At 64.5% G+C, this 23,344-nt stretch carries 24 protein-coding genes and 1 pseudogene; 13 read left to right on the forward strand and 12 right to left on the reverse strand.

The genetic code is table 11. The features are described 5' to 3' along the window. The first annotated feature begins 9 nt into the window (after positions 1–9). The 7 genes and pseudogenes from ABGN05_RS03990 to ABGN05_RS04015 all read left to right on the forward strand — a co-directional run bounded on the left by ABGN05_RS03990 (position 10) and on the right by ABGN05_RS04015 (position 8,725). A complete protein-coding gene (locus ABGN05_RS03990) occupies positions 10–894 on the forward strand; it encodes a transglutaminase family protein (protein WP_367952688.1) in 885 nt (294 codons plus the stop codon). Positions 895–1,131: 237 nt separating this feature from the next. After that, the gene (locus ABGN05_RS03995) at positions 1,132–2,787 is read left to right on the forward strand and encodes an ABC transporter substrate-binding protein (protein WP_367952689.1); all 1,656 of its coding nucleotides are present in this window, start codon (positions 1,132–1,134) and stop codon (positions 2,785–2,787) included. A gap of 91 nt (positions 2,788–2,878) precedes the next feature. Beyond that, complete coding sequence (locus tag ABGN05_RS04000) at positions 2,879–3,916, forward strand: ABC transporter permease (RefSeq protein ID WP_367952690.1); 1,038 nt, start codon at positions 2,879–2,881, stop codon at positions 3,914–3,916. 12 nt (positions 3,917–3,928) lie between these two features. After that, entirely contained in the window at positions 3,929–5,083 is a 1,155-nt protein-coding gene (locus ABGN05_RS04005) for an ABC transporter permease (RefSeq protein ID WP_367952691.1), read from the forward strand. Positions 5,084–5,094: 11 nt separating this feature from the next. Further along, a pseudogene (locus tag ABGN05_RS04010) lies at positions 5,095–7,230 on the forward strand (dipeptide ABC transporter ATP-binding protein); the annotation flags it as partial. A 399-nt stretch (positions 7,231–7,629) separates the two neighbouring features. Then, entirely contained in the window at positions 7,630–7,854 is a 225-nt protein-coding gene (locus ABGN05_RS30265; protein WP_507237406.1) for a helix-hairpin-helix domain-containing protein, read from the forward strand. A 109-nt stretch (positions 7,855–7,963) separates the two neighbouring features. Next, a complete protein-coding gene (locus tag ABGN05_RS04015) occupies positions 7,964–8,725 on the forward strand; it encodes an alpha/beta hydrolase family protein (protein ID WP_367952692.1) in 762 nt (253 codons plus the stop codon). Positions 8,726–8,790: 65 nt separating this feature from the next. On the opposite strand, the gene ABGN05_RS04020 is transcribed toward ABGN05_RS04015, so the two are convergent. After that, positions 8,791–9,966: an acyl-CoA dehydrogenase family protein gene (locus ABGN05_RS04020; protein ID WP_367952693.1), complete on the reverse strand. Its 1,176-nt coding sequence runs from the start codon at positions 9,964–9,966 to the stop codon at positions 8,791–8,793. A 137-nt stretch (positions 9,967–10,103) separates the two neighbouring features. On the opposite strand from ABGN05_RS04020, the gene ABGN05_RS04025 reads away from it, so the two are divergent. The 3 genes from ABGN05_RS04025 (at position 10,104) to ABGN05_RS04035 (ending at position 11,779) form a co-directional block, all read left to right on the forward strand. Continuing rightward, on the forward strand, positions 10,104–10,796 hold the full coding sequence (locus tag ABGN05_RS04025; protein ID WP_367952694.1) for a winged helix-turn-helix transcriptional regulator: 693 nt from the start codon (positions 10,104–10,106) through the stop codon (positions 10,794–10,796). A 280-nt stretch (positions 10,797–11,076) separates the two neighbouring features. Next, positions 11,077–11,460 carry a hypothetical protein gene (locus ABGN05_RS04030; protein ID WP_367952695.1) on the forward strand — a complete coding sequence of 128 codons (384 nt, stop codon included), beginning with the start codon at positions 11,077–11,079 and terminating at the stop codon, positions 11,458–11,460. Positions 11,461–11,503: 43 nt separating this feature from the next. After that, positions 11,504–11,779, forward strand: coding sequence for a hypothetical protein (locus tag ABGN05_RS04035; RefSeq protein ID WP_367952696.1), 276 nt, complete (start codon positions 11,504–11,506; stop codon positions 11,777–11,779). Between the two features lie 31 nt (positions 11,780–11,810). Here ABGN05_RS04035 and ABGN05_RS04040 read toward each other — a convergent pair whose 3' ends face one another. The 9 genes from ABGN05_RS04040 to ABGN05_RS04080 form a co-directional block, all read right to left on the reverse strand. Then, on the reverse strand, positions 11,811–12,119 hold the full coding sequence (locus ABGN05_RS04040; RefSeq protein WP_367952697.1) for a hypothetical protein: 309 nt from the start codon (positions 12,117–12,119) through the stop codon (positions 11,811–11,813). 58 nt (positions 12,120–12,177) lie between these two features. Then, the gene (locus tag ABGN05_RS04045; protein ID WP_367952698.1) at positions 12,178–12,585 is read right to left on the reverse strand and encodes a hypothetical protein; all 408 of its coding nucleotides are present in this window, start codon (positions 12,583–12,585) and stop codon (positions 12,178–12,180) included. A 32-nt stretch (positions 12,586–12,617) separates the two neighbouring features. Then, a complete protein-coding gene (locus ABGN05_RS04050; protein WP_367952699.1) occupies positions 12,618–12,980 on the reverse strand; it encodes a hypothetical protein in 363 nt (120 codons plus the stop codon). 67 nt (positions 12,981–13,047) lie between these two features. Beyond that, positions 13,048–13,419, reverse strand: a complete 372-nt coding sequence (locus ABGN05_RS04055) for a hypothetical protein (protein WP_367952700.1) — start codon at positions 13,417–13,419, stop codon at positions 13,048–13,050. A 159-nt stretch (positions 13,420–13,578) separates the two neighbouring features. Then, positions 13,579–15,291 (reverse strand): adenylate/guanylate cyclase domain-containing protein, encoded by a 1,713-nt coding sequence (locus tag ABGN05_RS04060; protein ID WP_367952701.1) that lies wholly within the window; start codon positions 15,289–15,291, stop codon positions 13,579–13,581. Between the two features lie 136 nt (positions 15,292–15,427). After that, the gene (locus tag ABGN05_RS04065; RefSeq protein WP_367952702.1) at positions 15,428–16,126 is read right to left on the reverse strand and encodes a L,D-transpeptidase; all 699 of its coding nucleotides are present in this window, start codon (positions 16,124–16,126) and stop codon (positions 15,428–15,430) included. Between the two features lie 55 nt (positions 16,127–16,181). Next, complete coding sequence (locus ABGN05_RS04070) at positions 16,182–16,520, reverse strand: hypothetical protein (protein WP_367952703.1); 339 nt, start codon at positions 16,518–16,520, stop codon at positions 16,182–16,184. Positions 16,521–16,677: 157 nt separating this feature from the next. Beyond that, positions 16,678–16,854 (reverse strand): hypothetical protein, encoded by a 177-nt coding sequence (locus ABGN05_RS04075; protein WP_367952704.1) that lies wholly within the window; start codon positions 16,852–16,854, stop codon positions 16,678–16,680. A 100-nt stretch (positions 16,855–16,954) separates the two neighbouring features. Then, on the reverse strand, positions 16,955–17,548 hold the full coding sequence (locus ABGN05_RS04080) for a transglycosylase SLT domain-containing protein (RefSeq protein ID WP_367952705.1): 594 nt from the start codon (positions 17,546–17,548) through the stop codon (positions 16,955–16,957). A 189-nt stretch (positions 17,549–17,737) separates the two neighbouring features. Here ABGN05_RS04080 and ABGN05_RS04085 point away from each other — a divergent pair, with 189 nt between their 5' ends. Then, positions 17,738–19,279: a trimethylamine methyltransferase family protein gene (locus ABGN05_RS04085; protein WP_373695883.1), complete on the forward strand. Its 1,542-nt coding sequence runs from the start codon at positions 17,738–17,740 to the stop codon at positions 19,277–19,279. 64 nt (positions 19,280–19,343) lie between these two features. On the opposite strand, the gene ABGN05_RS04090 is transcribed toward ABGN05_RS04085, so the two are convergent. Next, entirely contained in the window at positions 19,344–19,817 is a 474-nt protein-coding gene (locus ABGN05_RS04090) for a VOC family protein (protein ID WP_373695884.1), read from the reverse strand. Then, positions 19,777–20,427: a maleylacetoacetate isomerase gene (gene maiA, locus ABGN05_RS04095; RefSeq protein WP_367952706.1), complete on the reverse strand. Its 651-nt coding sequence runs from the start codon at positions 20,425–20,427 to the stop codon at positions 19,777–19,779. Before maiA ends, ABGN05_RS04090 begins: the two co-directional genes overlap by 41 nt. A 187-nt stretch (positions 20,428–20,614) precedes the next feature. On the opposite strand from maiA, the gene ABGN05_RS04100 reads away from it, so the two are divergent. Both ABGN05_RS04100 and preA read left to right on the forward strand, forming a co-directional pair. Then, positions 20,615–21,982 (forward strand): NAD(P)-dependent oxidoreductase, encoded by a 1,368-nt coding sequence (locus ABGN05_RS04100; protein ID WP_367952707.1) that lies wholly within the window; start codon positions 20,615–20,617, stop codon positions 21,980–21,982. 2 nt (positions 21,983–21,984) lie between these two features. After that, a complete protein-coding gene (gene preA, locus ABGN05_RS04105; RefSeq protein WP_367952708.1) occupies positions 21,985–23,298 on the forward strand; it encodes an NAD-dependent dihydropyrimidine dehydrogenase subunit PreA in 1,314 nt (437 codons plus the stop codon). Positions 23,299–23,344 lie beyond the last annotated feature (46 nt).

The raw sequence follows: 23,344 nt of genomic DNA on the forward strand, positions 1-23,344 counted from the left end.
GCGCGCGCCATGATCTACGACGTGCGTCTCCTGCAGAGCTACCGCTACGAGAGCCCCGTGGCCGGGGGCCGGCACGTGATCCGGGTCGCGCCGCTGACGCGGCCGGGCGAGCAGCGCGTGGTCGCGGTGTCGCTGAGCTTCGACCCGGAGCCCGCCGAGCGCTCCGACATCACGGACTTCTTCGGCAACCAGGTCTCCGCCATCACCTACCGCAACGCCCACGATGCGCTCGACATCCGGATGTCGGCGCGCGTCACCGTGGAACGGTCTCCGCCCGACGAGACGCGGTCAGTTTCGCTGGCCGACCTGCCGCGGGACCTGGAGCGATGCCTCTCGCTGGCCGCCGATTCGCCTCATCACTTCCTCGCCGCCAGCCCGCTCGTCGCGCTCGATGCCGAGATCGCGGCCTACGCTGCCGCGGCCGTACGCGGGCAGACCACCGTCGCGGGCGCCGCCATGGTATTCTGCCGCCACATACACGAGGACTTTTCCTACGATCCGAAGGCCACGGACGTCCGCACGCCGCCGCGTCAGGCATTCCGCCTCAGGCGGGGTGTCTGCCAGGACTTCAGCCACGTCATGATCTCCGGCCTGCGCAGCCTCGGCATTCCCGCCGGCTACGTCAGCGGCTATCTCCGCACAATACCACCGCCCGGGCGCGAGCGGCTGGAAGGCGCGGACGCCATGCACGCCTGGGTGAAGGTGTGGTGCGGAGCCGGCGCGGGATGGCTGGAGTTCGACCCGACCAACGCGATCGCCGCCGGCAACGACCACATCGCAGTGGGCTACGGCCGCGACTACTCCGACGTCGCGCCGATCATCGGCGTCCTGCGGACCATCGGCAGCCAGGAGGCCAAACACTCGGTGGACGTGATCCCGGTCGCCGATCCCTAGGGCCAATAGCGTCACGGACATTTCATCGCCCTGCATCGGCAAGTTTCCGCTCCGGATTCGGAAGCATCAATTCGCCTGTCGCGCCCCGTTTGCGTCAATCTTGTCGCATTCGGGGCATCTTAAAGGCTGCCGAAGTTGCACATTCCGCTGCGGAACTGGGCCGATGGCGCTTTGACATCAAGGACCGGATGGGGAATGCTAATTGGCGAAAAGCCAAAAACATAACGGGAGATTGGAATGAGTTTCTACAAGAGCAACGGCGACAGGGTACCTGCCCACGTCATGGAAATGGCTGAATCCGCAAAGGCCGGGAAGATCGACCGCCGCGAATTCCTCGCCATGGCCAGCGTCTTCGGGGCGTCGACCGCAATGGCCTACGGCATGCTCGGTCTCGCCGCGCCGACCCCGGCGCTGGCGCAGGACGAGCCGAAGAAGGGCGGCGTGCTGAAGGTCGCCATGTGGGTCAAGGATCCCAAGGATCCGCGCACGGCCGACTGGTCGGAGATCGCCAACGCCGAGCGCCAGACGCTCGAGCCGCTGGTCAAGTACACCAAGGACTACACGTTCGAGCCCTACCTGCTCGAGAGCTGGGACGTGAACGACGACGCCACCGAATACGTGCTGCACGTGCGTCCCGGCGTGACCTGGACGAACGGTGACACGTTCAACGCCGACGACGTCGTCTTCAACTTCACCCGCTGGGCCGACAAGAGCGCCGAAGGCAACTCCATGCCCGGTCGCCTGGGCAGCATCGTCGACGAGGCCTCGGGCAAGCTGCGCGAAGGCTCGGTCACCAAGGTCGACGACATGACCGTCAAGATCGCGCTCACCAAGGCCGACATCGCGCTCATCCCGAGCCTTTGCGACTATCCCGCACTCGTGGTGCACCGCTCCTTCGACGAAACCGGCGCCAACTTCGTGCAGAACCCGATCGGCACCGGCCCGTTCGAGCTCGTCTCCTACGACGTCGGCCAGCGCGTGGTCTACAAGCGCCGCGAGAACGGCACCTGGTGGAACGGCGACGTATACCTCGACGGCGTCGAGTTCATCGACTACGGCACCGACCCGTCGGCAATGGTCTCGGCCTTCGAGGCCGGAGAGGTCCACACCAACCACGAGACCTCGGCCGACTACGTCCAGATCCTGGAAGGGGTCGGCGCGGTAACGTCGGAGGCGGTCACCGCCTCGACGATCGTGGCGCGCACCAACGTCGCCAACAAGCCCTATGACGACCAGAAGGTCCGCAAGGCGCTTCAGCTCGCAGTCGACAACGCGACCGTGCTCGCGCTCGGCTACGGCAATGCCGGCGAGGTGGCCGAAAATCACCACGTCTGCCCGATCCATCCGGAATACGTGGCGCTGCCCAAGGTCGAGCGTGACATCGCGGCTGCCAAGGCCATGATGGAAGAGGCCGGCCAGATGGACTTTGAGCACGACCTCATCACCGTCGACGAGGACTGGCACAAGAACACCGGCGACGCCATCGCCGCCCAGATCCGAGAGGCCGGCATCAAGGTGAAGCGCACGGTGCTGCCGGGCTCGACCTTCTGGAACGACTGGACGAAGTATCCCTACTCGATGACCAACTGGAACATGCGTCCGCTCGGCATCCAGGTCGTCGCGATCGCCTACCGTACCGGCGAGGCGTGGAACGAGGCGGCCTACTCCAATCCGGAACTGGACGCCGCCGTCGGCGAGGCGCTGTCGATCGCCGACGCCGAGAAGCGCAAGGAGGTCATGGGCAAGATCGAGCAGATCCTCCAGGACTCGGGCATCATCATCCAGCCCTACTGGCGCAAGCTCTACAACCACTCCATGCCCGTCGTGCAGAACCACGGCATGCACCCGACCTTCGAGCACGATTTCGGCAAGGTCTGGCTTAAGGAAGCCTGATCGTCCGACAGGCACCATCGGGAGGGGCCTTGTGCCCCTCCCGTTCATTCCGGAGGGTTAGGCGCCCCAACCCGAACAGGCAGGGGGATCGATGCTTGCTTTCGTAGTCCGGCGACTGGGCACCATGGCGCTGACGATGCTGTGCCTCACGCTCGTCGTCTTCTTCATGGTCAATCTCGAACCCAACCTGCGCAAGCTGTCGATCAGCCAGCTCGACATGCGGTCGTCCGACGAGCACATCGAAAGCTGGCTCCAGCGCAACGGCTACCGCGACAATTTCTTCATCCGCTATGGCCGCTGGCTGGGCGTCGTCCAGAAGCAGCCCAACGTGAACGCCGAAGGGCAGCCCGTCCCGCGCTTTTCCTACTGCAACGAGCCGGCTGAGCCGTATTACGGCGGAATCCTGCAAGGCGATTTCGGCTGTTCGACCAAGTTCAAGACGACGGTCGCGGCAAAGCTGTTTCCCGCGCTCGGCGCCACCGGCATCCTGATGTTCTGGGTCATGGCGACCATGGTGCCCATCGCGCTCCTGATCGGCATCCTCGCCGGCATGCGCGAGGGTACGAGGACGGATCGAAGTCTGTCCGTCGCCTCGATCACGACAACCGCCACGCCGGAATATGTCTCGGGCGTCATCTTCACCGTGATCTTCGCCTCGTGGCTCGGCTGGCTGAACGGATCGGCCGCCTCGGCGACCGGGCCGGGGGGCATCACGTTTTCCAATTTCACGCTGCCGGTGATGACCATGGCCATCTACGGCATCGGCTACATCGCCCGCATGACCCGCGCCTCCATGGTCGAGGTCATGACGCAGCAATACATCCGCACGGCGCGCCTCAAGGGCCTGAGCTTCAGCTCGGTCGTGGTCAAGCACGCGCTGCGCAACGCGCTGATCGCGCCTTTCACCGTCATCATGCTGCAGTTTCCGTGGCTGCTCACCGGTGTGGTGATCGTCGAGGTCATGTTCCGCTACCAGGGCTTCGGCTACACGCTCGTGGAGGCCGCCGGCAACAACGACATCGACCTCCTGCTCGGCTGCTCGCTGGTCTCGGTCTTCGTGGTCCTGTCCACGCAGCTCATCTCGGACGTCGGATACGCCTACCTCAACCCGCGCATAAGAGTTCAATAAGAGGGGACGCGGATGCAGCACGAGTATGTCGGGACCGCCCAGATCATCCTGGGCGTCATCGCCCGTTTCTGGCCGGTCTGGCTCGCGCTCGCGATCGTCCTGATCGCCAGCATCACCTGGAAAAAACGGCTCGGCCTCTACGGCCAGCTCTTCGACACCGGCGTCGGCATCGCCGGCGTCGTCATCTGCCTGTTCTGGCTCTTCACCGCGATCTTCTCGGCCACGATTTCGCCGTTCGACCCGCTCGCGCAGGACGTCATGATGAAGGACGCGCTGCCTGGTGCGATCACGGGAGACGGGGGCGTCTACCTCTTCGGCGGCGACAAGCTCGCGCGCGACATCTTCTCGCGCATGGTCTACGGCAGCCGCATTGTTCTGATCATCGCCCCGGCCGCGACCGCCTTCGCCCTGATGGTCGGCATCACGCTCGGCCTTCCGGCCGGCTACTACGGCGGACGGATCGATTCCTTCCTGTCCTTCCTCGCCAACCTCGTGCTGGCCTTCCCGGTGATCCTGCTTTTCTACCTGCTGGTCACGCCGGGCATCATGGACACGCCGATCCCCTATTCGATGGCGGGCGTGTTCTTCCTGTTCCCGATCATCTTCTTTTCGGTGCTCTTCTACACCCGCTACAAGAACCGCCCCGAGCGGTTCTATCCGCAGATCGCCATCACGCTGATCCTCGGTTTCTGGATCTATGCCGGGCTGGTGTTCGACGCCGATCCGCTCGGCATCATCTCGATCCGCCCGAACGAGCTCAACATCTTCGTGGCCGTGGTCTTCGCCTCGTCGCCGGGCGTGTTCCGCATCGTTCGCGGGCTGGTCATGGACATCAAGACGCGCGACTACGTGGCCGCCGCCCAGACGCGCGGCGAAAGCCCGTGGTACATCATGCTGTGGGAGATCCTGCCCAACGCCCGCGGGCCGCTGATCGTCGATGCGTGCCTGCGGATCGGCTACACCACGATCCTGCTCGGCACGCTCGGCTATTTCGGCCTCGGCCTTGCGCCCGAGAGCCCCGACTGGGGGACGGCCATCAAGGATTCCAGCCGTCTGCTGCGCGCCTACATCCACCCGGCGCTGCCGCCGGTCATCGCGCTCATGTCGTTCGTGCTCGGCCTCAACCTGCTCGCCGACGCGCTGCGCGAACAGTCGCTGAAGGACTGAGGGAGACCATCATGAACGAAGCCCTCAAAGCCACGAACTTCGGTACCGCCCAGCCGATCCTCGAGATCGAGAACCTCTCGATCTCCTTTTTTACCCGCGCCGGCGAGATTCCCGCCGTCATGGACTTCTCCTGCAAGGTGATGCCGGGCGAAGCCATGGGGCTGGTCGGCGAATCCGGCTGTGGTAAGTCGACGGTCGCGCTCGGCATAATGCGCGACATGGGCAACCGCGGCAGGATCGTCGGCGGCCGCATCAAGTTCATGGGCCGTGACATGGGCGATATGAGCGACGCGGAACTGCGCGCCATCCGCGGCAACAAGATCGCCATGATCTACCAGGAGCCGATGGCGAGCCTCAATCCGGCCATGAAGGTCGGGCGCCAGCTGATGGAAGTTCCGATCCTGCATGAGAAGGCGTCGAAGGAGGAGGCCCACAAACGCTCGGTCGAGATGCTTAAGGCGGTGCGGCTGCCCGACCCAGAGCGTATGATGGGCTCCTATCCGCATCAGCTGTCGGGCGGCCAGCAGCAGCGCGTCGTCATCGCCATGGCTCTGCTGTCGAAGCCCGCGCTGCTGCTGCTCGACGAGCCCACCACCGCGCTCGACGTCACCGTGGAGGCCGGCATCGTCGAACTCGTGCGCGATCTCGGCAAGGAGTTCGGCACCTCCATGCTCTTCATCTCGCACAATCTGGGCCTGATCCTGGAGACCTGCGACCGCATCACGGTCATGTACTCCGGCGAGGCGGTGGAGGAGGGTACGGTGCGCGACGTCTTCGACCGCATGCGCCACCCCTATACGCAGGGGCTGTTCCGCTCCATCCCGCTGCCCGGCGCCGACAAGAACTCGCGCCCGCTGATCGCCATCCCCGGCCAGCTGCCGCTGCCGCACGAGCGACCGAGAGGCTGCAATTTCGGTCCGCGCTGCCAGCATTTCATCGAGGGCCTGTGCGATGCGCGCGAGATCCCGATGTATCCGGTCAAGGGGCATCCGGACCATCTGTCCCGCTGCGTGCGCTTCGACGACATCGACTGGCGCGCGCTCCCCGAGGGCATCGTGCAGAACGAGCCCGTCTCGCCCGGTCCGACGGTGCTCAGGATCGAGGACCTGAAGAAGTACTACCGCGTCGCGGCCAACGAGATCTTCGGCGGAGGCGAGGCGCGCACGGTCAAGGCGAACGAATCCATCTCCTTCGAGGCGCGCGAATCCGAGACCGTCGCGATCGTGGGCGAATCCGGCTGCGGAAAATCCACGCTCGCCAAGGTGCTGCTCGGCCTCGAGACCGCGACTTCGGGCACGATCCGCCTCGGCAATGCCGAGATCCAGAACACGCCGATCGAGGAACGCGACGTCGACACCATCTCGTCGATCCAGATGGTGTTCCAGAACCCGTTCGACACGCTGAACCCCAGTCACTCGGTGGGTTCGCAGATCATCCGCACGCTGGAGAAGTTCAAGGTCGGCAAGACCCAGTCGGAGCGGCAGGGACGCATGCTGGAACTGCTCGACCTGGTGAAGCTGCCGCGCGCCTTCGCCACCCGCATGCCGCGCCAGCTCTCCGGCGGGCAGAAGCAGCGCATCGGCGTCGCGCGCGCCTTCGCCGGCAATGCCCGCGTGGTCGTGGCCGACGAGCCGGTCTCCGCCCTCGACGTCTCGGTCCAGGCTGCTGTAACGGAACTCCTGATGGACGTGCAGCGGCGTAACCGCACGACCATGCTGTTCATCAGCCACGACCTCTCCGTCGTGCGCTATCTCGCCGACCGTGTGGTGGTGATGTATCTCGGCTACATCGTCGAGCAGGGCACGACGGACCAGATCTTCGCGCCGCCCTATCACCCCTATACCGAGGCGCTGCTTTCGGCGATCCCGATCGCCGATACGAGCGTGGTCAAGAAGCACATCGTGCTCGAAGGTGACATCCCGTCGGCCATGAACCCGCCGAGCGGCTGTCCCTTCCAGACGCGCTGCCGCTGGAAATCGCGCGTTCCCGACAATCTGTGCGAGACGCAGGTGCCGCCCTTCCGCGAGCTCGGCAACGGCCATCGCAGCCTGTGCTGGCTCGACGAAGAGGAACTGGCCTCGATGGAGCCGGTCATCACGCTTGGCCGCAAGGACGAGGCGGCGGAGCCTGCCCCGGGCGCAGCGCCGCAGAAGCCGACGCGCTCCGCTCCGGCCGCCGCGGAACAGGCGGCCGCACCCGCCAGGAAGGCGAGGGCGCTGCCGCGCGCCAGTTCGCTCGACGACGATGGGACGCACGCCGAGGAGCCGGTGGCGCGGTCGCGCGAGTCCGGCGCCCGCTCCGCGATACCCGGCGAATCCTCGCCCAAGCGGCGCGGCCGGGAAGTCGGCTCAGGCCGCCAGGCCGTCGACCCCAATGTCATCCCCGGCGAGGCCGAACCGAAGGCGAAACCCGCCGGGAAACCCGCCGCCGCCGAGGAAGAGCCGATCCATCCCTATGCGGAAGCCTCCCCCGCGGTCGGCGTGACCGCCGAAGACGAAAACCGCCCCGCCGGCACGAAGCGCCCCGACCGGCCGGACGACCTGAAGATGATCGCCGGCGTCGGCCCCAAGATCGAGGCGACGCTCAACGGTCTCGGCATCTACACCTACGCGCAGATCGCCGCCTGGACGAAGGCAGAACGCCAGTGGGTCGACGGCTTCCTGAAGTTCCGCGGCCGCATCGACCGCGACGAATGGGTCAGGCAAGCCGAAGCGCTCGCCAAGGGCGGCGTGGAGGAATACGTGCGGGTGTTCGGCAGGAAGCCGCGGTAGGGTCGACCGGCTTCTCCGGGGCCGAAGTCCGGATCGATCGGGGACGGTCTTCCGGGCCGGTGGCGCAGCGGCTATGCTGGCCGCCGCCTGCACGAGAGCTTGCCGCCACATGCCGCTGAAGATCGTCCGCCGTCTGATACCGGACTGGGGCACCACCTATGGCCCCCCGGGCGACGGTCCCTTCCCGGCGGTCATGATCCTCCACGGCTCCGAAGGTGCATGGTCCGGGTGGAGCCATCGCAACGCGGCCATCCTTGCCGCGCACGGTTTCCTCGCCTTTCCCTTCGGATATTCCAGCGGCGGCAACGCCTGGAATGCCGGCAGCATCGTCGACGTGCCGCTCGACCGGACGGTCGAGGCGCTCGCCGCGCTGCGGGCGTACCGCTTCGCAGGCCCGAAAACCGGCATCTACGGCGTTTCGCGAGGCGCCGAACATGTGCTGCTTCTCGTCTCTCTCATGCTTCGCGACGGTGTTGAGGGCGTGCCGGAGGCACTCGCGGCCCACAGTCCGCCGGATGTCGTCTGCGGAGCCTTCGACGCGCGCAGATGGCGCGATGCGGGCGACCCCGGCTGGCAATCGTGGGATCCCGGCCACCGCGCCTGGTCCTGGCGAGGCTCCACGGAGGGATTGCTTCCCACGACGCCGATCGCGATCGAGGCCTACGAAGGTCCGCTGTTCCTGAGCCACGGAACCGCCGACCGCGTCTGGTCCGTCGACATGACGCGGCGGCTCGCCGAGCGGCTTCATCGTCACGGCAGGACGCCGGAGATTCACTATTACGAAGGGCAGGACCACATTCCCGGAAGCGCGGCCGAGAACGAGCATCACGAACACCTGATCGCGTTTCTCGAACGCAATCTGGCGCCCTGAAGGTAGGCGCGGCAACGCCGGCCTCCCGTCTGGAAAGGGCCGGCGTCCTTGTCGTGCGACGCGGCTCAGAACACCGTCGCGGTCGAAAGCCCCAGCGCCGTTGCGCCGGCATAGACCGCCTGCGGCCCGGCCTGGAGCGGGTGGAAGCGCGCGCCCTGGATGTCGCGGAAGCGGCGTTCCAGGCCGTTGGCGCGGTAGAAGGACGCGCCGCCGGCAAGCTCCATCGCCAGTTCGACGGCGGCGATCGCGTGCCGGGCGACCAGCGTGCGGCCGATCATCACCTCGTTGACCGTGTCCGCCGACGGCGCGTTGCGGGCGACAACGTCGAGCATCCAGCGGTGCGCGATCTGGGCGGCGCGCAGTTCGGTGTCCATGCGGCCGGCGAGCGAAAGGTCCGGCTGCGGCTTGCGCTTGGCGATGTCGATTGCGATGTCGCGGGCGCTTTCGGCCACGCCGAGATAGACGGCATAGATCAGCGGGAAGGCGATCGTGGCAATGATCTGGAACACCGGATGCCATTCGCCCGCCTTGCGCGAGAAGGCGACGCCGGCGTCCGGTATGAGCAGGTTCTCGATCACGACGTCGTTGGAGGCGGTGCCGCGCATGCCCATCGTACGCCAGGTGTCCTCGATGCGCACTTCCGGCGCCTTCATCGGCACGCCGAAGTGGATGACGGAACGGCTTCCGTCTTCGGCTTCGTGGATTGCGCCGGTCATCAGGATGTTGCCCGCCTCAGCGCCGGAGGTGAACACTTTTCGAGCGGTCACCCGATAGCCGCCCTCGACCTTCTCGGCCTTGCCGGAACCGCCGATCCAGTCCGAGCCACCGGAGGAGAGCAGGATGATCCGCTCGGCCGCGATGCGCTTCAGGAGCGGTTCGGCGGCGGCGACCTTCTGGTGACGCCAGCGCCATGCGGGGATGGCCACCTGGTGCGTGTGCATGGAGAAGGCCAGCGCGGTAGAGCCGCAGGCGCGGCCCAGAATGCGCAGCATTTCGGCGAGTTCAGGCACCTCGGCCCCGCCGCCGCCGAGTTCGGCCGGAACGCCGGCCTCGACGAGACCGGCTTCCTTCAGGAGCGCGTAGTTCTCCGCCACGAAACGGTCGTTCCGGTCGATGTCGGCGGATCGTCCGGCGAGCGCCGGGGCAAGGGTGGTGGCGATTTCGACGACATCCGGCGCGGCTTCGCTTCCGCTGCCGGACGGCAGGCTAGCGAGGGTCTTCAAGGCGGGCTGGGCAGACATAGCGATCTCCTGTGCTTGGTTCGATATCCCACGGTCTCACCAACGGCGTCGTCATTCCAGTTCAGGAACTGTACCGCAGTCGTATCCGGCGCGCGGATTTTGGAGTAGGATGGCTGCGAGCAGGCAAGGGAGGCACGATGCAGGAGCGTGGCGGCTACGGACAGTTCTGTCCGGTCTCGATGGCTTCGGAAATACTTTGTAGCCGCTGGACCACGCTGGTGGTGCGCGAACTGCTCTGCGGCAGCACGCGCTTCAACGATTTGCGGCGGGGCGTGCCGAAGATGTCGCCGGCGTTGCTGTCCAAACGGCTCAAGGAACTGCAGCGATCCGGCATCGTCGTCGTCAGGCGCCGCGCGAACGGGTCCGTCGACTATCACCTCTCGGAAGCGGGCGAGGACCTGCGGCCCCTGATCATGGGGCTCGGCAACTGGGCCCAGCGCTGGATGGAATCGCGGCTGTCGCTGAAGAACCTCGATCCGTCGCTGCTCATGTGGGACATGCGCCGCCACGTCGTCGTGAAGCTCTTGCCGGAGAGGCGTTGCACGATACAGTTTCTGTACTCGGAACTTCCCGCCCCGCAGAAGAGCTGGTGGCTGGTGGTGGAGGGGGGAGCAGCGGACCTGTGCAGCTTCGACCCGGGCCACGAGCTCGACCTCCTCGTCAGGAGTTCACTGCGAACGATGACGGCGATCTGGATGGGTCTTTCCACTATCCGGAAGGAAGCCGACAGCGGCGAACTGGAGATCGAGGGCGACGCGTCGTTGGCCAGTTCCATGCAGCAATGGCTCGGCCTCAGCCCCTTCGCGCACGAGCCGAGACGCGTGCAGTAGAACGGTAGATGCCAAAGCATCGCCGCGCCCCCATCGTTCGTCGGGCCGGTGCATTTCCCGCGTGGGAATAAGTTCTGCCCCGGAAGCATGGGGGCTGGAGCCGTTACATGCCCTTTTTTCTTCGGATTGTTCATCCTGCGCATTTTGCTGCTCGCTTCCGAGTAAGTACCTTCAGTTTCACCGGATCATCCTATGTCCTCCCTTATCGACTGACAGTTGAATAGTCTTTCTCGATACGCTATCAAAGTTGGGTTTCAACGGTTCCAGGGGGGAGACGGTTTTGCGCCAGATGATCAAGTTCCTAGCCATTTCAGGCTTGATGTTCGCGGCCTCCGGCGTAGCGGACGCAAAACATCAGATCACCAAGAACGTAAAAAGTGGTGAGACTACTTATGTTTCAGATAATTTCAACTGCAAGGGCGGAGCCGTTTCTGCCACGATCTCAACGCCACCTACCAACGGCACAGCAAAGGTTGTCGTCGTTACCGAAGCCGTGAGTGCGAAGAAGCTGAAGATGACGAACTTTCCTTCGTGCGAAGGGAAGGTGATGAAAATATACTATATTCAATATACCTCCAAGAAAGGGTATAGAGGTTCCGATAAAATTGGTGTAACATGGAGCGGGACAAAACGACAGTATTTCTATAGCGTAAACGTGAAATAGAAGAATTATTACTGGATGCGATAGAGCTTGTAAGGATATTTTTATGGAATATTCTACAAAATTTCTTGCAATGATTGCCTTTCTTTCAGTATTGACGACGATTTCAGAGCCTGCTTTCGCCAATTTCACGTGTTCGGTGCAGTGCACGAATGCGTCGGGAGCGCCAGCAGGTAAGAAAACGACGTCGAGCGTTCAGCAACCTCAGCAGTGCGAACCGTTTATAAAGAAAGAGGCAAAGAAATGTCCTGGTGGCAACGCCAACGGGGATGCCGGCGGGTACGCCACGATCAAGATTCGCGACGGGAAGCCTGTGAGGTAGACTTCCTCCGACGGGGAAACCACAGGCCTCCCTACTCCGCCAGCGGGCCAGTCAGTTCCGCCTTGCTGCTCGCCTTGTCGAAGATGCAGATCGAGCGCTCCGAGCCCCAGTTGGCGGTCACTGTGACGACCGCCGCGCCGTAGCTTTCGGAACCGAACGGAACCACGTTCACGTCGACGGTGTCGACATTGCCCTGAACGAGTGCGCGGCAGGTGTCCTCGACCTCCTGATGGAATTCCGCCCAGGCGTCGTCGCTGGAAGCGAAAGCGGGCGCCGACGCGAATATCTGGCATGAGACGAGGAGAAGAAGAGCGATCAGGCTGCGTACGGGCGGCTCCATTGTAAATGCAGCATCGCTAATGTCAGACGGATGGCGCCGGGGCAATGATGTCGATGCGCTAACGGAACTTATTGCCGTCCCATTTGATCGGAACTTCATCGCCGCCATGGCTGGACAGGTAGATATCGGGGGGATTTTCGTCGGAGAGCCTGAGACTTCCGCTCATCGTTTCCAATTCCAGATGAAGCAGGCTGCCCTTGCGAACGTAGATCAGAACGTCACAGAGCTGCATGCCGCAGAAACCGCTCTGCGACGAGCCGCACCAGATTCCGCGGTGGTTGATGATCAGGTCGTCCCTGCCATCGCCCGTGATGTCGCGTTCGATAGCGCTCTCCGGCCGGATCGTGCCGGGGCCCTCGCATGCTTTGGAAACCTCCTGGTCGATGAGATATTTCGCCGCCTTGGACTGCGCCAGCGCCGGTGCCGATAGACCGAATACTACTAGAACACACAGGAAAAATCGCATGGCAATGAATCTCCCTTATGAAGACCCGCACCTCAGGGCGCCGGACATCGATTGTACAGGCTGCCGTTGATCCTGGCCCGGTTCCTTGAAAGGATTTCGACCACGTCCGTCGTGTAGGCGATTTCCTCTTCCCCCATCCCGACGTCGCATCGTTGTTCGAAGGTGTACTTGTTGCCGCCCTTCTTCATCGACAGGATCGTACAGGACGTCTCGAAGCTCGTGACCCCCGTCCGATCGATGGACCACCTATCGTCCGAAATCTGACCGCAAGGCGTGTGGTCTGCTTGCCAGTCTCCGTAGATTTCAGAGTGGCCGGCTGCGTGGCCCTCGGCTAAGAAAAGGATTGTGAAAGCGCTGAAAAGACACGTCCGATATGGTGAAATAACCTCCATCATATTCTTTGTTCCTTGAGTCATCGTATCGAGCAAAATACTTCCTGCTATTTCTCAACTAAGTCAAAAATCAAGGCATTTTATGAAAGCACCAGCGATAGGATGACGTCCCATATGGAAACGTCACTGTCATGTTTTTTACACCATTGATCTTGACCGTCCAGATTTCCTGTCCGCTCGGTTCACCTTGTACGTTCATGTCAAGCGTGACACGATAAGATCCATTCGATTTCTTCACTCTCACGATCGTACCGATCACTTTCGAACTGTTCAGTTCATCCCCAGAATACGATAGAGCCGTCGCATTGCTGACGTCCGAGCATCCAACGCTGCTCTCGACGAATATGCCATGACTGAGAGGCAAAGGATCTGCGGCGACCGCAATACTGGATAGAAACATGATGAACAGGCCAGTAATATTGACCAATCGGGTCGAGCGCATTCCGGTCCAGTCCTGATGAAGCACGATTATAATAGACGAATTCAATTCGAGTTGCACTTATTTATTGGGAGCAATGAAAAGTTGCAATCAGAGCATGACTTGCTTCCGGATGGGTCATTCGAAATGGTGTTGCCGGGGCTGGTTCACCATATGGAAGGGCTAGCCAGGCAGGCCCGCCTTCAGCATGTCCTGGAGCAAAAGGTCGCGATCTTCCGCCCGCTCCAGCAGGACCATCTGGTCCACGAACGTCCGGGCTGAGAAGTCCAGCAGCGCCGCCAATACGGTGCGCGCCTCCGCCGCCGCCTCCTCTGCCAGTCCGAGCCGGGCGCAGCAGGCGGCGAGCCGGTACGACCAGCCGCCCATGCGCGGCGCCATCCTGAATTCCCGCAGCGCCTCGCCGGTATTCCCGAGATGGTAGAGAACCGTCCCGCGCTGGACGTGGTACCAGGGCGGGTGAAGAGGGTTGAGACGAACGGCCCTGTCGATCCATTCTAGGCCTTCCGCATGCTGTCCGCGCATGGAGAGGAGGAAGCCTAGGGAAATCGCGCAGTCCGCATCGTTTGGATTGAGCTCCACCGACTGCCGGGCATGGCGTTCGCCGATGGCAAACGATCGCGTGTAGAGCGAAAGATGACCGAGGATGCGGTGACAGGTTCCATCCTGCGGATCGAGTTCAACGCCCCGACGAGCCGTTTCGCATGCCGAGGTCTTCGCCTGCGTGGATGCCCTTCCGTACCCCTCCACGGCCAGTTCCGTCAGAGCCAGGTAGGAATGCGCCTGGGCAAAGCGCGGATCGCGCTCCGCCGCCTGCCGGAAGAGGTCGCGCACGCGTGAATTGGCGTCCGCCTCGTAGCCGCGGAACGTCGCCTTTCGCTTCTGAAGCAGGTCGTAGGCCGCCAGGCTCGCCGTCGGCCGCCGCACCGCCTGCTCCAGCCGTGCCGCCTCGATGCGCCCGACGAGCGTCGCCACGATCCGGGTGGCGACCTCGTCCTGAACCTCGAACGCCTCGGTCAGGCTGCGGTCGAACCGGTCCGCCCAGACATGTGCGCCGCCCGCGGCTTCGATCAATTGCGCGGTGATGCGCAGCCGGTCTCCGGAGCGCCGGACGCTGCCTTCGAGCAGATAGGAGACTCCTAGCCTCCGGCCGATCTCGGGCAATGCCACGGATTGGCCGTGGAAGGCGAAGGACGAATTCCGTGCGATGACGAAAAGAGAGCGGAATCGCGCGAGGCCCGTGATGATGTCCTCCGCCATTCCGTCGCAGAAGAACACGTCGTCCGCCTCGCGGCTCATGTTGTGGAAGCGCAGCACGGCAATCGACGGCCTGTCCGGCAGGGGTGGCGCGGCGCTGTCGGCCGAGCCCGGCGAAGGCCAGAAGAAGACGCGGACCGGTTGCCTTATGTTCTTGAGGTGCTGGTCGCCGCCGTCCAGCCAGACGAGATCGAGCTTGCCTGCCACATCTTCGTGGACGCGGCCGGAGATCGCGATGCCGCCGGCCGGCGCCAGCGCCTGCAGCCGCGCCGCGACGTTGATGCCGTCGCCGTAGATCTCGCCACCTTCGGCGACGATCTCGCCCTGGCTGATGCCGATCCGGAACCGCAGCTGCCGCGCGGCGGCCTGGCCGGCGTTGGCGTGGCGGAGAGCCTCCTGCATGGCGGTCGCGGCGCGCACCGCGGCCATGACGCTGCCGAACTCCGCCAGGATGCTGTCGCCGGCCGTGTTGATGACTGTACCGCCGCCTTCGGCGACGATGCGGAAGAAGGCGGCCCGGTTCTCCTTGAGCGCCCGTACCGTCCCTTCCTCGTCCTCGCCGATGAGGCGGCTGTAGCCTTCCACGTCGGCGGCGAGGATGGCTGCGAGGCGACGCTGCATGGCGGGCGCGGTTCCGTGAGCGGAGGATCGGTACATCCTAACGGCTCGCGTCCTCCTTGTCAGCGCGTTCCCTCTGCGGACCAGCGGGCGGCAGTTCCGGGGCAGGGGAGCGGTGTCGCTCCCCTGCCTGGTCTGCTCAGGCAAGTGCATCCGGCATGGTGGAGGGACGCACCACGACTTTCGATCCGTCCCGCACGCGGTCGTGCAGGTCGATTATGTCGTGATTGAGCAGCCGGATGCAACCGGAGGAGACGGCCCTGCCGATCGAGTTCGCCTCCGGGTTGCCGTGGATGCGGTAGAGCGTGTCTTGGCCGTTCTGGAAGAGGTAGAGCGCGCGCGCACCGAGCGGGTTCTTCAGGCCGGGGTCCATGCCGCCGGCGGCGACCGAGTAGGGAGCGAGTTCGGGCTGGCGCGCCACCATGTCGTCCGGCGCCTTCCAGCGGGGCCACTTGCGTCTGTACTGGACGACCGCATCGCCTGCCCAGGAGAAGCCCTGCCGGCCGACGCCGATGCCGTAGCGCATCGCGCTTCCATCCCCTTCGACCAGATGAAGATAGAAGGCGTTCGGGTCGACGATGATCGTTCCGGCGGCGTGATCGGGAAAGGGATTTGCCACGCGCCGGCGCCAGTAGCGCTGCGGCACGACGCCCGGCGGCACCGCGGGAACCGGGAACGGTTCGTCGGGGATGGGGCCATAGAAGGCGGGGATATCGGGCGCCGGCGGCGGCGCGGCGACCGCGGCGGCGGAATTGATGGAGGGTCGGCTGCCCATGCTGGTGCAGCCCGACAAAGCGGCCATCGAGGCCGCGCCCAGGAGTGAGCGGCGGGTGATCATCGGATATTTCCTTGTTGGTCGATCGGTGTTCGGCGCCAGGCGCCGCGGATGGCGATCAACCGAACCGGGGAGGACCGACAAGACAGGGGGGCGTCAGGCCCGCCAACGGGCAGCCGGCATCGTCGAAGACGGGAGGACAGGCCGGACCGTCGTTGGCGCAGGGAGCCACCGGCAGGCCGATGTCCGGCCCGCAGGACGAAAATCCGGAAGGACCACGCTGGCAGCGCTTCTGGGCTGCCACGGTCATCGCGGCGCCACTCTCTCCGGGCGCCGACAGCACCGCCGAGCGCTCGACCGGCAGCGTCTGTGCCGCCGCAATCGGACGGGCGGCCGCAGAGAGGCTGGCGGGCATGAGCGCAACGACGAGGAGTGCAATGAGAATGCGGCGGAACATCTCTCTCGGTCTACGCGGAATTGAGGAGATATTAAGTCCTCCGAAGGAGGGCCCTCCTGCATCACGCGACCGCGCAAGGCAGGGACGTTCGAGTGACCGGTCCCGGTCCATGCATCCCGGGTGCGCGATCGTCTTCCCGGTTGTTGGCGCGGCTCGACTACGAGGTGATCGGATCGCTCTTGGTGCCGTGGCAGCCGGATCCGCCCGAACCGCCACTGTCCGGTGGCGGACAGTCGCTGCCGCTGCATTCCTGAGCCACCGCACCGGGCGCCAGGGTCGCGGCCAGCGGTGTCGCGAGGCCGATTGCCAGAAGGAACGCCGTCAAGAACCGCATCGCCAAATCTCCGTTCGGGGCTGTCAGCCTAGCCGAAGCCGCGACCGCCGGGTATCGTCAATCGTCTTATGCCGATCACATCCGCTTGTCCCGCGGTTGCCTACGACCCGCACTTCTGCATCTGGGCGGCGTAGTTCCGGGCCATCTGGTCCGTGTCGCGGGCATAGCGCTTGACGCTGGTGTTGCTGCGCCACGAGCCGTTCTTGTAGCCGCCCCAGCCGAAATAATAGGCGAGATAGAGGTTGTAGGTGTCGTTCTTCGCCACGCCCAGAGTGTCGGCGGTCTTGGAATGGTACCAGCCGACGAAGTCGACCGCGTCGGAAAAGCTCGACCTGCGCGCGGTGACGTTGCCGCTTTCGCGACGATATTGCGACCACGTGCCGTCCAGCGCCTGCGAATAGCCGTAAGCGCTCGACTGGCGCTTCCAGGGGATGAAGCCGAAGAGTTTTTTCCTCGGCGGGCGGGCATGCTGTTTGAAGCCGGACTCCTTGCGCAGCGTCGCCATCAGCACCGGGACCGGCACGCCGTACTTGCGCTCGGCGCTCCTCGCCTCGCGGTGCCAGTTGTTCAGCCAGCCGTCGCGCTGGTCGAAGACCGAGCAGATATTGTTGATGTGGCTCGGCGGCGTGGCGCAGCCGGCCACGGAAGCCACCACCGCGATCGCTACAACTCGATTAAAAACGGACGCATACATTGCCTTACGACTAGCGCGAAATGCTGAAGGGAATCTTGCGGGCGGCGTTAACCTCGCCTTTGTCGCCCTGCCACGAACACGTCGAAACGTGTCGTTTCTTCGACATCGAGCATCGAGAGGGCGACAACAACGGCCGTGAGCGCCGTTTTCCCGATAGTCTTGCCGGCTCGATGAGGTTTTCATGACACCATGATCGCCGACCCTCGCCGCCGGCGCTCCGCCGACCGATCAGCCGCCAGAGGCGAAAGCCGCATCCCGCAGCTGGGCCAGCGCAGCGTACGCAATCCCTACCCGCCGATGCGGCTGCTCTCGGACGACCAGATCGAGGCGATCCACGAGGCTTCGCTGCACATCCTGGAGAACTTTGGCATCGAGTTGATGAGCCCGCGCGGGCTCGATCTCTTCGCTCGGGCAGGCGCCAAGGTCGACCGGACGAGTCAGACCGTGTGGCTCGATCGCGGTTTCGTAGCCGAGGCGCTGAAGACTACGCCGGAGTCCTTCGCGCTGACGCCGCGCAATGCGCAGAACCGGGTGGAGATCGGCGGCGACCGGATCAACTTCACGCTGGTCGCGGGGCCCCCGAACGTCCACGACATGGAGCGCGGCCGCCGTTCCGGAAACATGCGCGACTATGGCGATCTGGTGAGCCTGGCGCAGCACTTCGACTGCATCACCATGCTCGGCAACCAGGTCTGCGCGCCGGTCGAACTGCCGGCCAACAGCCGCCACCTCGACACCTATCGCGCCAACCTGACGCTGACGGACAAGAGTTTTCACGTCTCGGCGATCGGCCGGGGCAGGGCGCTCGACGGCGTCCGCATGATGGCCATCGCGCGCGGCTTCACGCTCGAGGAAATGGCGGCCGACCCTTCGCTCACCACCATCATCTCGGTCAACTCGCCGCGCCGCTTCGATGGCGAGATGGCCGAGGGCATGATGACGATGAGCGAGCACGGGCAGGCTGTCTGCGTCACGCCCTTCACGCTGATGGGCGCCATGAGCCCGGTGACGCTCGCCGGCGCGCTGGCGCAGCAGAACGCCGAGGCGCTGTTCGGCATCGTGCTGACGCAGCTCGCGCGGCCCGGCGCGCCGGTGATCTACGGCGCCTTCACCTCCAACGTCGACATGCGCTCGGGCGCGCCGGCCTTCGGCACGCCGGAGAACACGAAGGCCAACATCGCCTCGGGACAGCTCGCACGCCGCTACGCCTTGCCGTACCGGACCACGCCGGGTTCGGCCTCCAATGCCGCCGATGCTCAAGGGGCATGGGAGACGATGATGGCGCTGTGGGGCGCCGTGCTCGGGCACGGCAACCTCGTCTACCACGCCGCCGGCTGGCAGGAGGGTGGGCTCACGGCCTCGTTCGAGAAGTTCGTCATGGACGTCGAGATGATCCAGCACATGATCGCGTTCCTGACGCCCATCGCGGTGGACGAGGGGGAACTGGCGCTCGACGCGCTCGGCCGCGTACCGACGGGTGGCCACTTCTTCGGCGACCCGCACACGCTGGAGCGCTATTCGACCGCCTTCTACCAGCCGATCCTGTCCAACTGGCAGAATTTTGAAGCATGGCAGGAAGCAGGCGCCCTTGATGCCACCCAGCGTGCCACGGGGATCTGGAAGAAGGCGCTGACCGAATACCGGCAGCCGCCGATGGACCCGGCGGTGCGCGAGGAACTCGATGCGTATGTCGAGCGGCGGAAGGAAGAGATCGGGGCGGGAGAGCCGTAAGGCACGCGCGAATGGCGGCTATGGTGAGGAGCCGTCGGAAATCACGCGTGTCCGGCCGATCTCCTCAGCTCTTCCTCGGCTCGAACAACTCCACGGGATTCCCGGACGGGTCCTCGAGAATCACCTGTTGTCCGCCTTGCCCTTGAACGACCTCGCCTCGAAACGAAGCTCCCGCCGCCCGGCAATCGGCGACCATTCGATCAAGATCGTCCGTCTCGATCTGAAAACGGTTCCATCCCCCTGGCACCGGTTGGCCGCCCGCGGTGCCCGCCCCGCCGAAACCGGACTGGTTGATGAGCAGACGCAGACCGTCGCGTGAAAGCGCGGCAAAACCAGGCGCCGGGTTCATGTCGAGGTTGAAGCCGAGACGATCCCGATAAAACGCGATGCTCGCACCGACATCGGCGACGATGTATCGAACGACAACCATGCTTTCCTCCCGATGGACGTTGGCTTCCTCAACGGTACGAATCGACGTCCGCTTCTCACAGCACTCCTCACTCCGCGTCCGGCTGTCTCCCAGGCGCGGCCTCCACAAAGGCAGGGATCTCCATGCAGGCCTCGTAAATCCGGCCGATCGTCGGATAGCGGCTCATGTCGACGCCGAAGCGGCCGTTGTTGGCGACCTGCGCCACGAGGCAGAGATCGGCCAGCGTGACGCTGTCGCCATGAGAGTAGCGGCCGGCCTTGCCGTCGGAAGTCAGAATCGCTTCAAGCGGTTCGAAGGTTGCGTCCACCCAGTGCCTGAACCATTCGGCGACCGCCGCGTCGTCGGCGCCGAAGCGGCTGCGCAGCATGTTGAGGACGCGCAGATTGTTCACCGGATGGATGTCGCAGCCGATCATCTGCGAGATCATGCGCACGCGGGCGCGTCCGTGTGGATCGGCCGGCAGGAGCGGCGGTTCGGGATGGACCTCGTCCAGATACTCGCAGATCGCCAGCGACTGCGACAGCATCGTTCCGTCCTCCAGCACCAGCGCGGGGACGAGTCCCTGCGGATTGACGGCCAGGAATTCCGGCGCGCGCTGGCCGCCATGGCGCAGGTGGTGGGCGACGTAGGCGTAGTCCAGCCCCTTTAGTTTCAGCGCTATGCGGACTCGGTAGGACGTCGAGGAACGGAAATAGTTGTGAAGGACAAGTCCGGACATTTCGACCTCCCGAATGCTGTCGCGGCAGGTTTAGAGAAGCGCGTAGCGAGCGTCCAGTGCCGATCAGCATAAACATGATACTTTTGCTCATGATAAGAAGGACTTAGCTGCCGACCGCAAAAATTGACCAATTGATAAAAAACGGAATCTGCGTTAGCGTCCCTGCAAACGAGAACGGGGAACTGGCATGGCAGAAGGCCTTTTCAAGGAAGGGATCGTCCCGGGCAGGCTCGAGGCCGCGCAGTATGCGGACAATTTTTCCGACCTTCATCCCCCGTTCGACCGGCACGAAGCGCTGGTCGAATCCGACCGGTGCTATTTCTGCTACGACGCGCCCTGCATGCAGGCCTGCCCGACCTCGATCGACATCCCTCTCTTCATCCGCGAGATCTCGACCGGCAATCCGCTGGGCGCGGCAAAGACGATCTTCGAACAGAACATCTTCGGCGGCATGTGCGCCCGCGTCTGCCCTACCGAGACGCTGTGCGAGGAGGTCTGCGTGCGCGAGATCGCCGAAGGCAAGCCGGTCAAGATCGGCATGCTGCAGCGCTATGCGACTGACGCGGCGATGGCGCAGGACAAGCAGTTCTTCCCGCGCGCGGCACCCACCGGCAGGAAGATCGCCGTGGTCGGCGCCGGCCCGGCCGGGCTTGCCTGCGCGCACCGCCTCGCCGTGAAGGGGCACGACGTCACCGTGCTGGAGGCGAAGCCGAAATCCGGCGGTCTCAACGAATATGGCATCGCCGCATACAAGACCGTCGAGGGCTTCGCGCAGGACGAAGTCGACTACATCCTCGCGGTCGGCGGCATCACGATCGAGAACGGCAAGGCGCTGGGGCGCGATTTCTCGCTCGCTGAACTCGCCGCCACCTACGACGCGGTGTTCCTGGGCATGGGACTAGCCGGCGTGAACGCGCTCGGAGGCGAGGGCGAAGAAGCGGAGGGCGTGCGCGACGCCGTCGACTTCATCGCCGAACTGCGCCAGGCAAGCGACCTTTCGTCTCTCCCGGTCGGCCGGCGCGTCGTGGTTCTGGGCGGCGGAATGACGGCGATCGACGCCGCCGTGCAGGCGAGGCTGCTCGGGGCGGAAGAAGTGACCATCTGCTACCGCCGCGGCAAGGAGCACATGAATGCCTCCGTCTACGAGCAGGATCTCGCCGCCGCCAACGGCGTGACGATCCGGCACTGGCTGCAGCCGAAGCGCATCGTCGGCGTCAACGGTAACACGGTCGGCATCGAACTCGAATACACGGCGATCAAGGACGGAAAGCTGGCCGGCACCGGCGAGACGATCACGCTCGCGGCCGACCAGGTGTTCAAGGCGATCGGCCAGAGTTTCGACGCAGAGCCCCTCAATGGCAGCGGCAACGCTATCGCGCTGGAACGCGGCCGCATCAAGGTCGACGCGGAAGGCCGCACGTCGATGGCCAAGGTCTGGGCCGGCGGCGACTGCGTGGTCGATGCGCGCGAGGATTTGACTGTCGCGGCCGTGGCGGCGGGGAGGGATGCGGCGGAGAGCATTCATCGCACACTCACCTCTAACGGGAGAGCATGAGCATGGCAGACCTTTCCAGCAACTTCGTCGGCATCAAGTCGCCCAATCCCTTCTGGCTGGCCTCGGCGCCGCCGACCGACAAGGCCTACAATGTCGAGCGCGCCTTCAAGGCGGGCTGGGGCGGGGTGGTGTGGAAGACGCTGGGCGAGGAGGGGCCGCCCGTGGTCAACGTCAACGGCCCGCGCTACGGCGCGATCTGGGGCGCTGACCGGCGGCTACTGGGCCTGAATAATATCGAGCTCATCACCGATCGCGATCTCTACGTGAATCTCCGCGAGATCAAGCAGGTCAAGAAGAACTGGCCGGACCGGGCGCTCGTGGTCTCGCTCATGGTCCCCTGCGAGGAACAAGCCTGGAAGGCGATCCTGCCGCTGGTCGAGGAGACCGGGGCAGACGGTATCGAGTTGAACTTCGGCTGCCCGCACGGCATGAGCGAGCGCGGCATGGGTTCGGCGGTCGGCCAGGTGCCCGAATATGTCGAGATGGTCGTGCGCTGGTGCAAGGCCTTCACCCGCATGCCGGTGATCACCAAGCTCACCCCCAACATCTCCGACATCCGCAAACCGGCGCGCGCAGCACATGCCGGCGGAACGGACGCGGTGTCGCTAATCAACACGATCAACTCCATCACCGGCGTCAATCTCGACACCTTCTCGCCCGAGCCGATGATCGACGGCAAGGGCACGCATGGCGGCTATTGCGGCCCGGCGGTGAAGCCGATCGCCATGAACATGGTGGCCGAAATCGCGCGCGATCCCGAGACCGCAGGCCTGCCGATCTCGGCCATCGGCGGCATCACCACATGGCGCGACGCGGCCGAGTTCATGGCGCTCGGCGCCGGCAACGCGCAGGTCTGCACGGCGGCCATGACCTACGGCTTCAAGATCGTGCAGGAGATGATCGCGGGGCTGGAGAACTGGATGGACGAGAAGGGCCACCGGACGCTCGCCGACTTTGTCGGCCGCGCCACGCCCAACGTCACCGACTGGCAGTACCTGAACCTCAACTACGTCACCAAGGCGCGCATCAACCAGGATCTATGCATCAAGTGCGGCCGCTGCCACATCGCCTGCGAGGACACCTCGCACCAGGCGATCACGGCGATGGTCGACGGCAAGCGCCACTTCGAGGTGATGGACGACGAGTGCGTGGGCTGCAACCTTTGCGTCAACGTCTGCCCGGTCGAGAACTGCATCACCATGGAGCCGCTGGCCGCCGGCGCGATCGACCAGCGCACGGGCGAGCCCGTGAAGCCCGTCTACGCCAACTGGACCACGCACCCGAACAATCCGGCGACGCGGGTGGCGGCGGAATAGCCGGCCGGTCAGGCGTTCCGGATCTCAGCGCCTCCTGATCGAGGCG

The sequence above is a fragment of the Aquibium pacificum genome (assembly GCF_040839445.1).
GTDB classification, from domain to species: Bacteria; Pseudomonadota; Alphaproteobacteria; order Rhizobiales; family Rhizobiaceae; genus Aquibium; species Aquibium pacificus.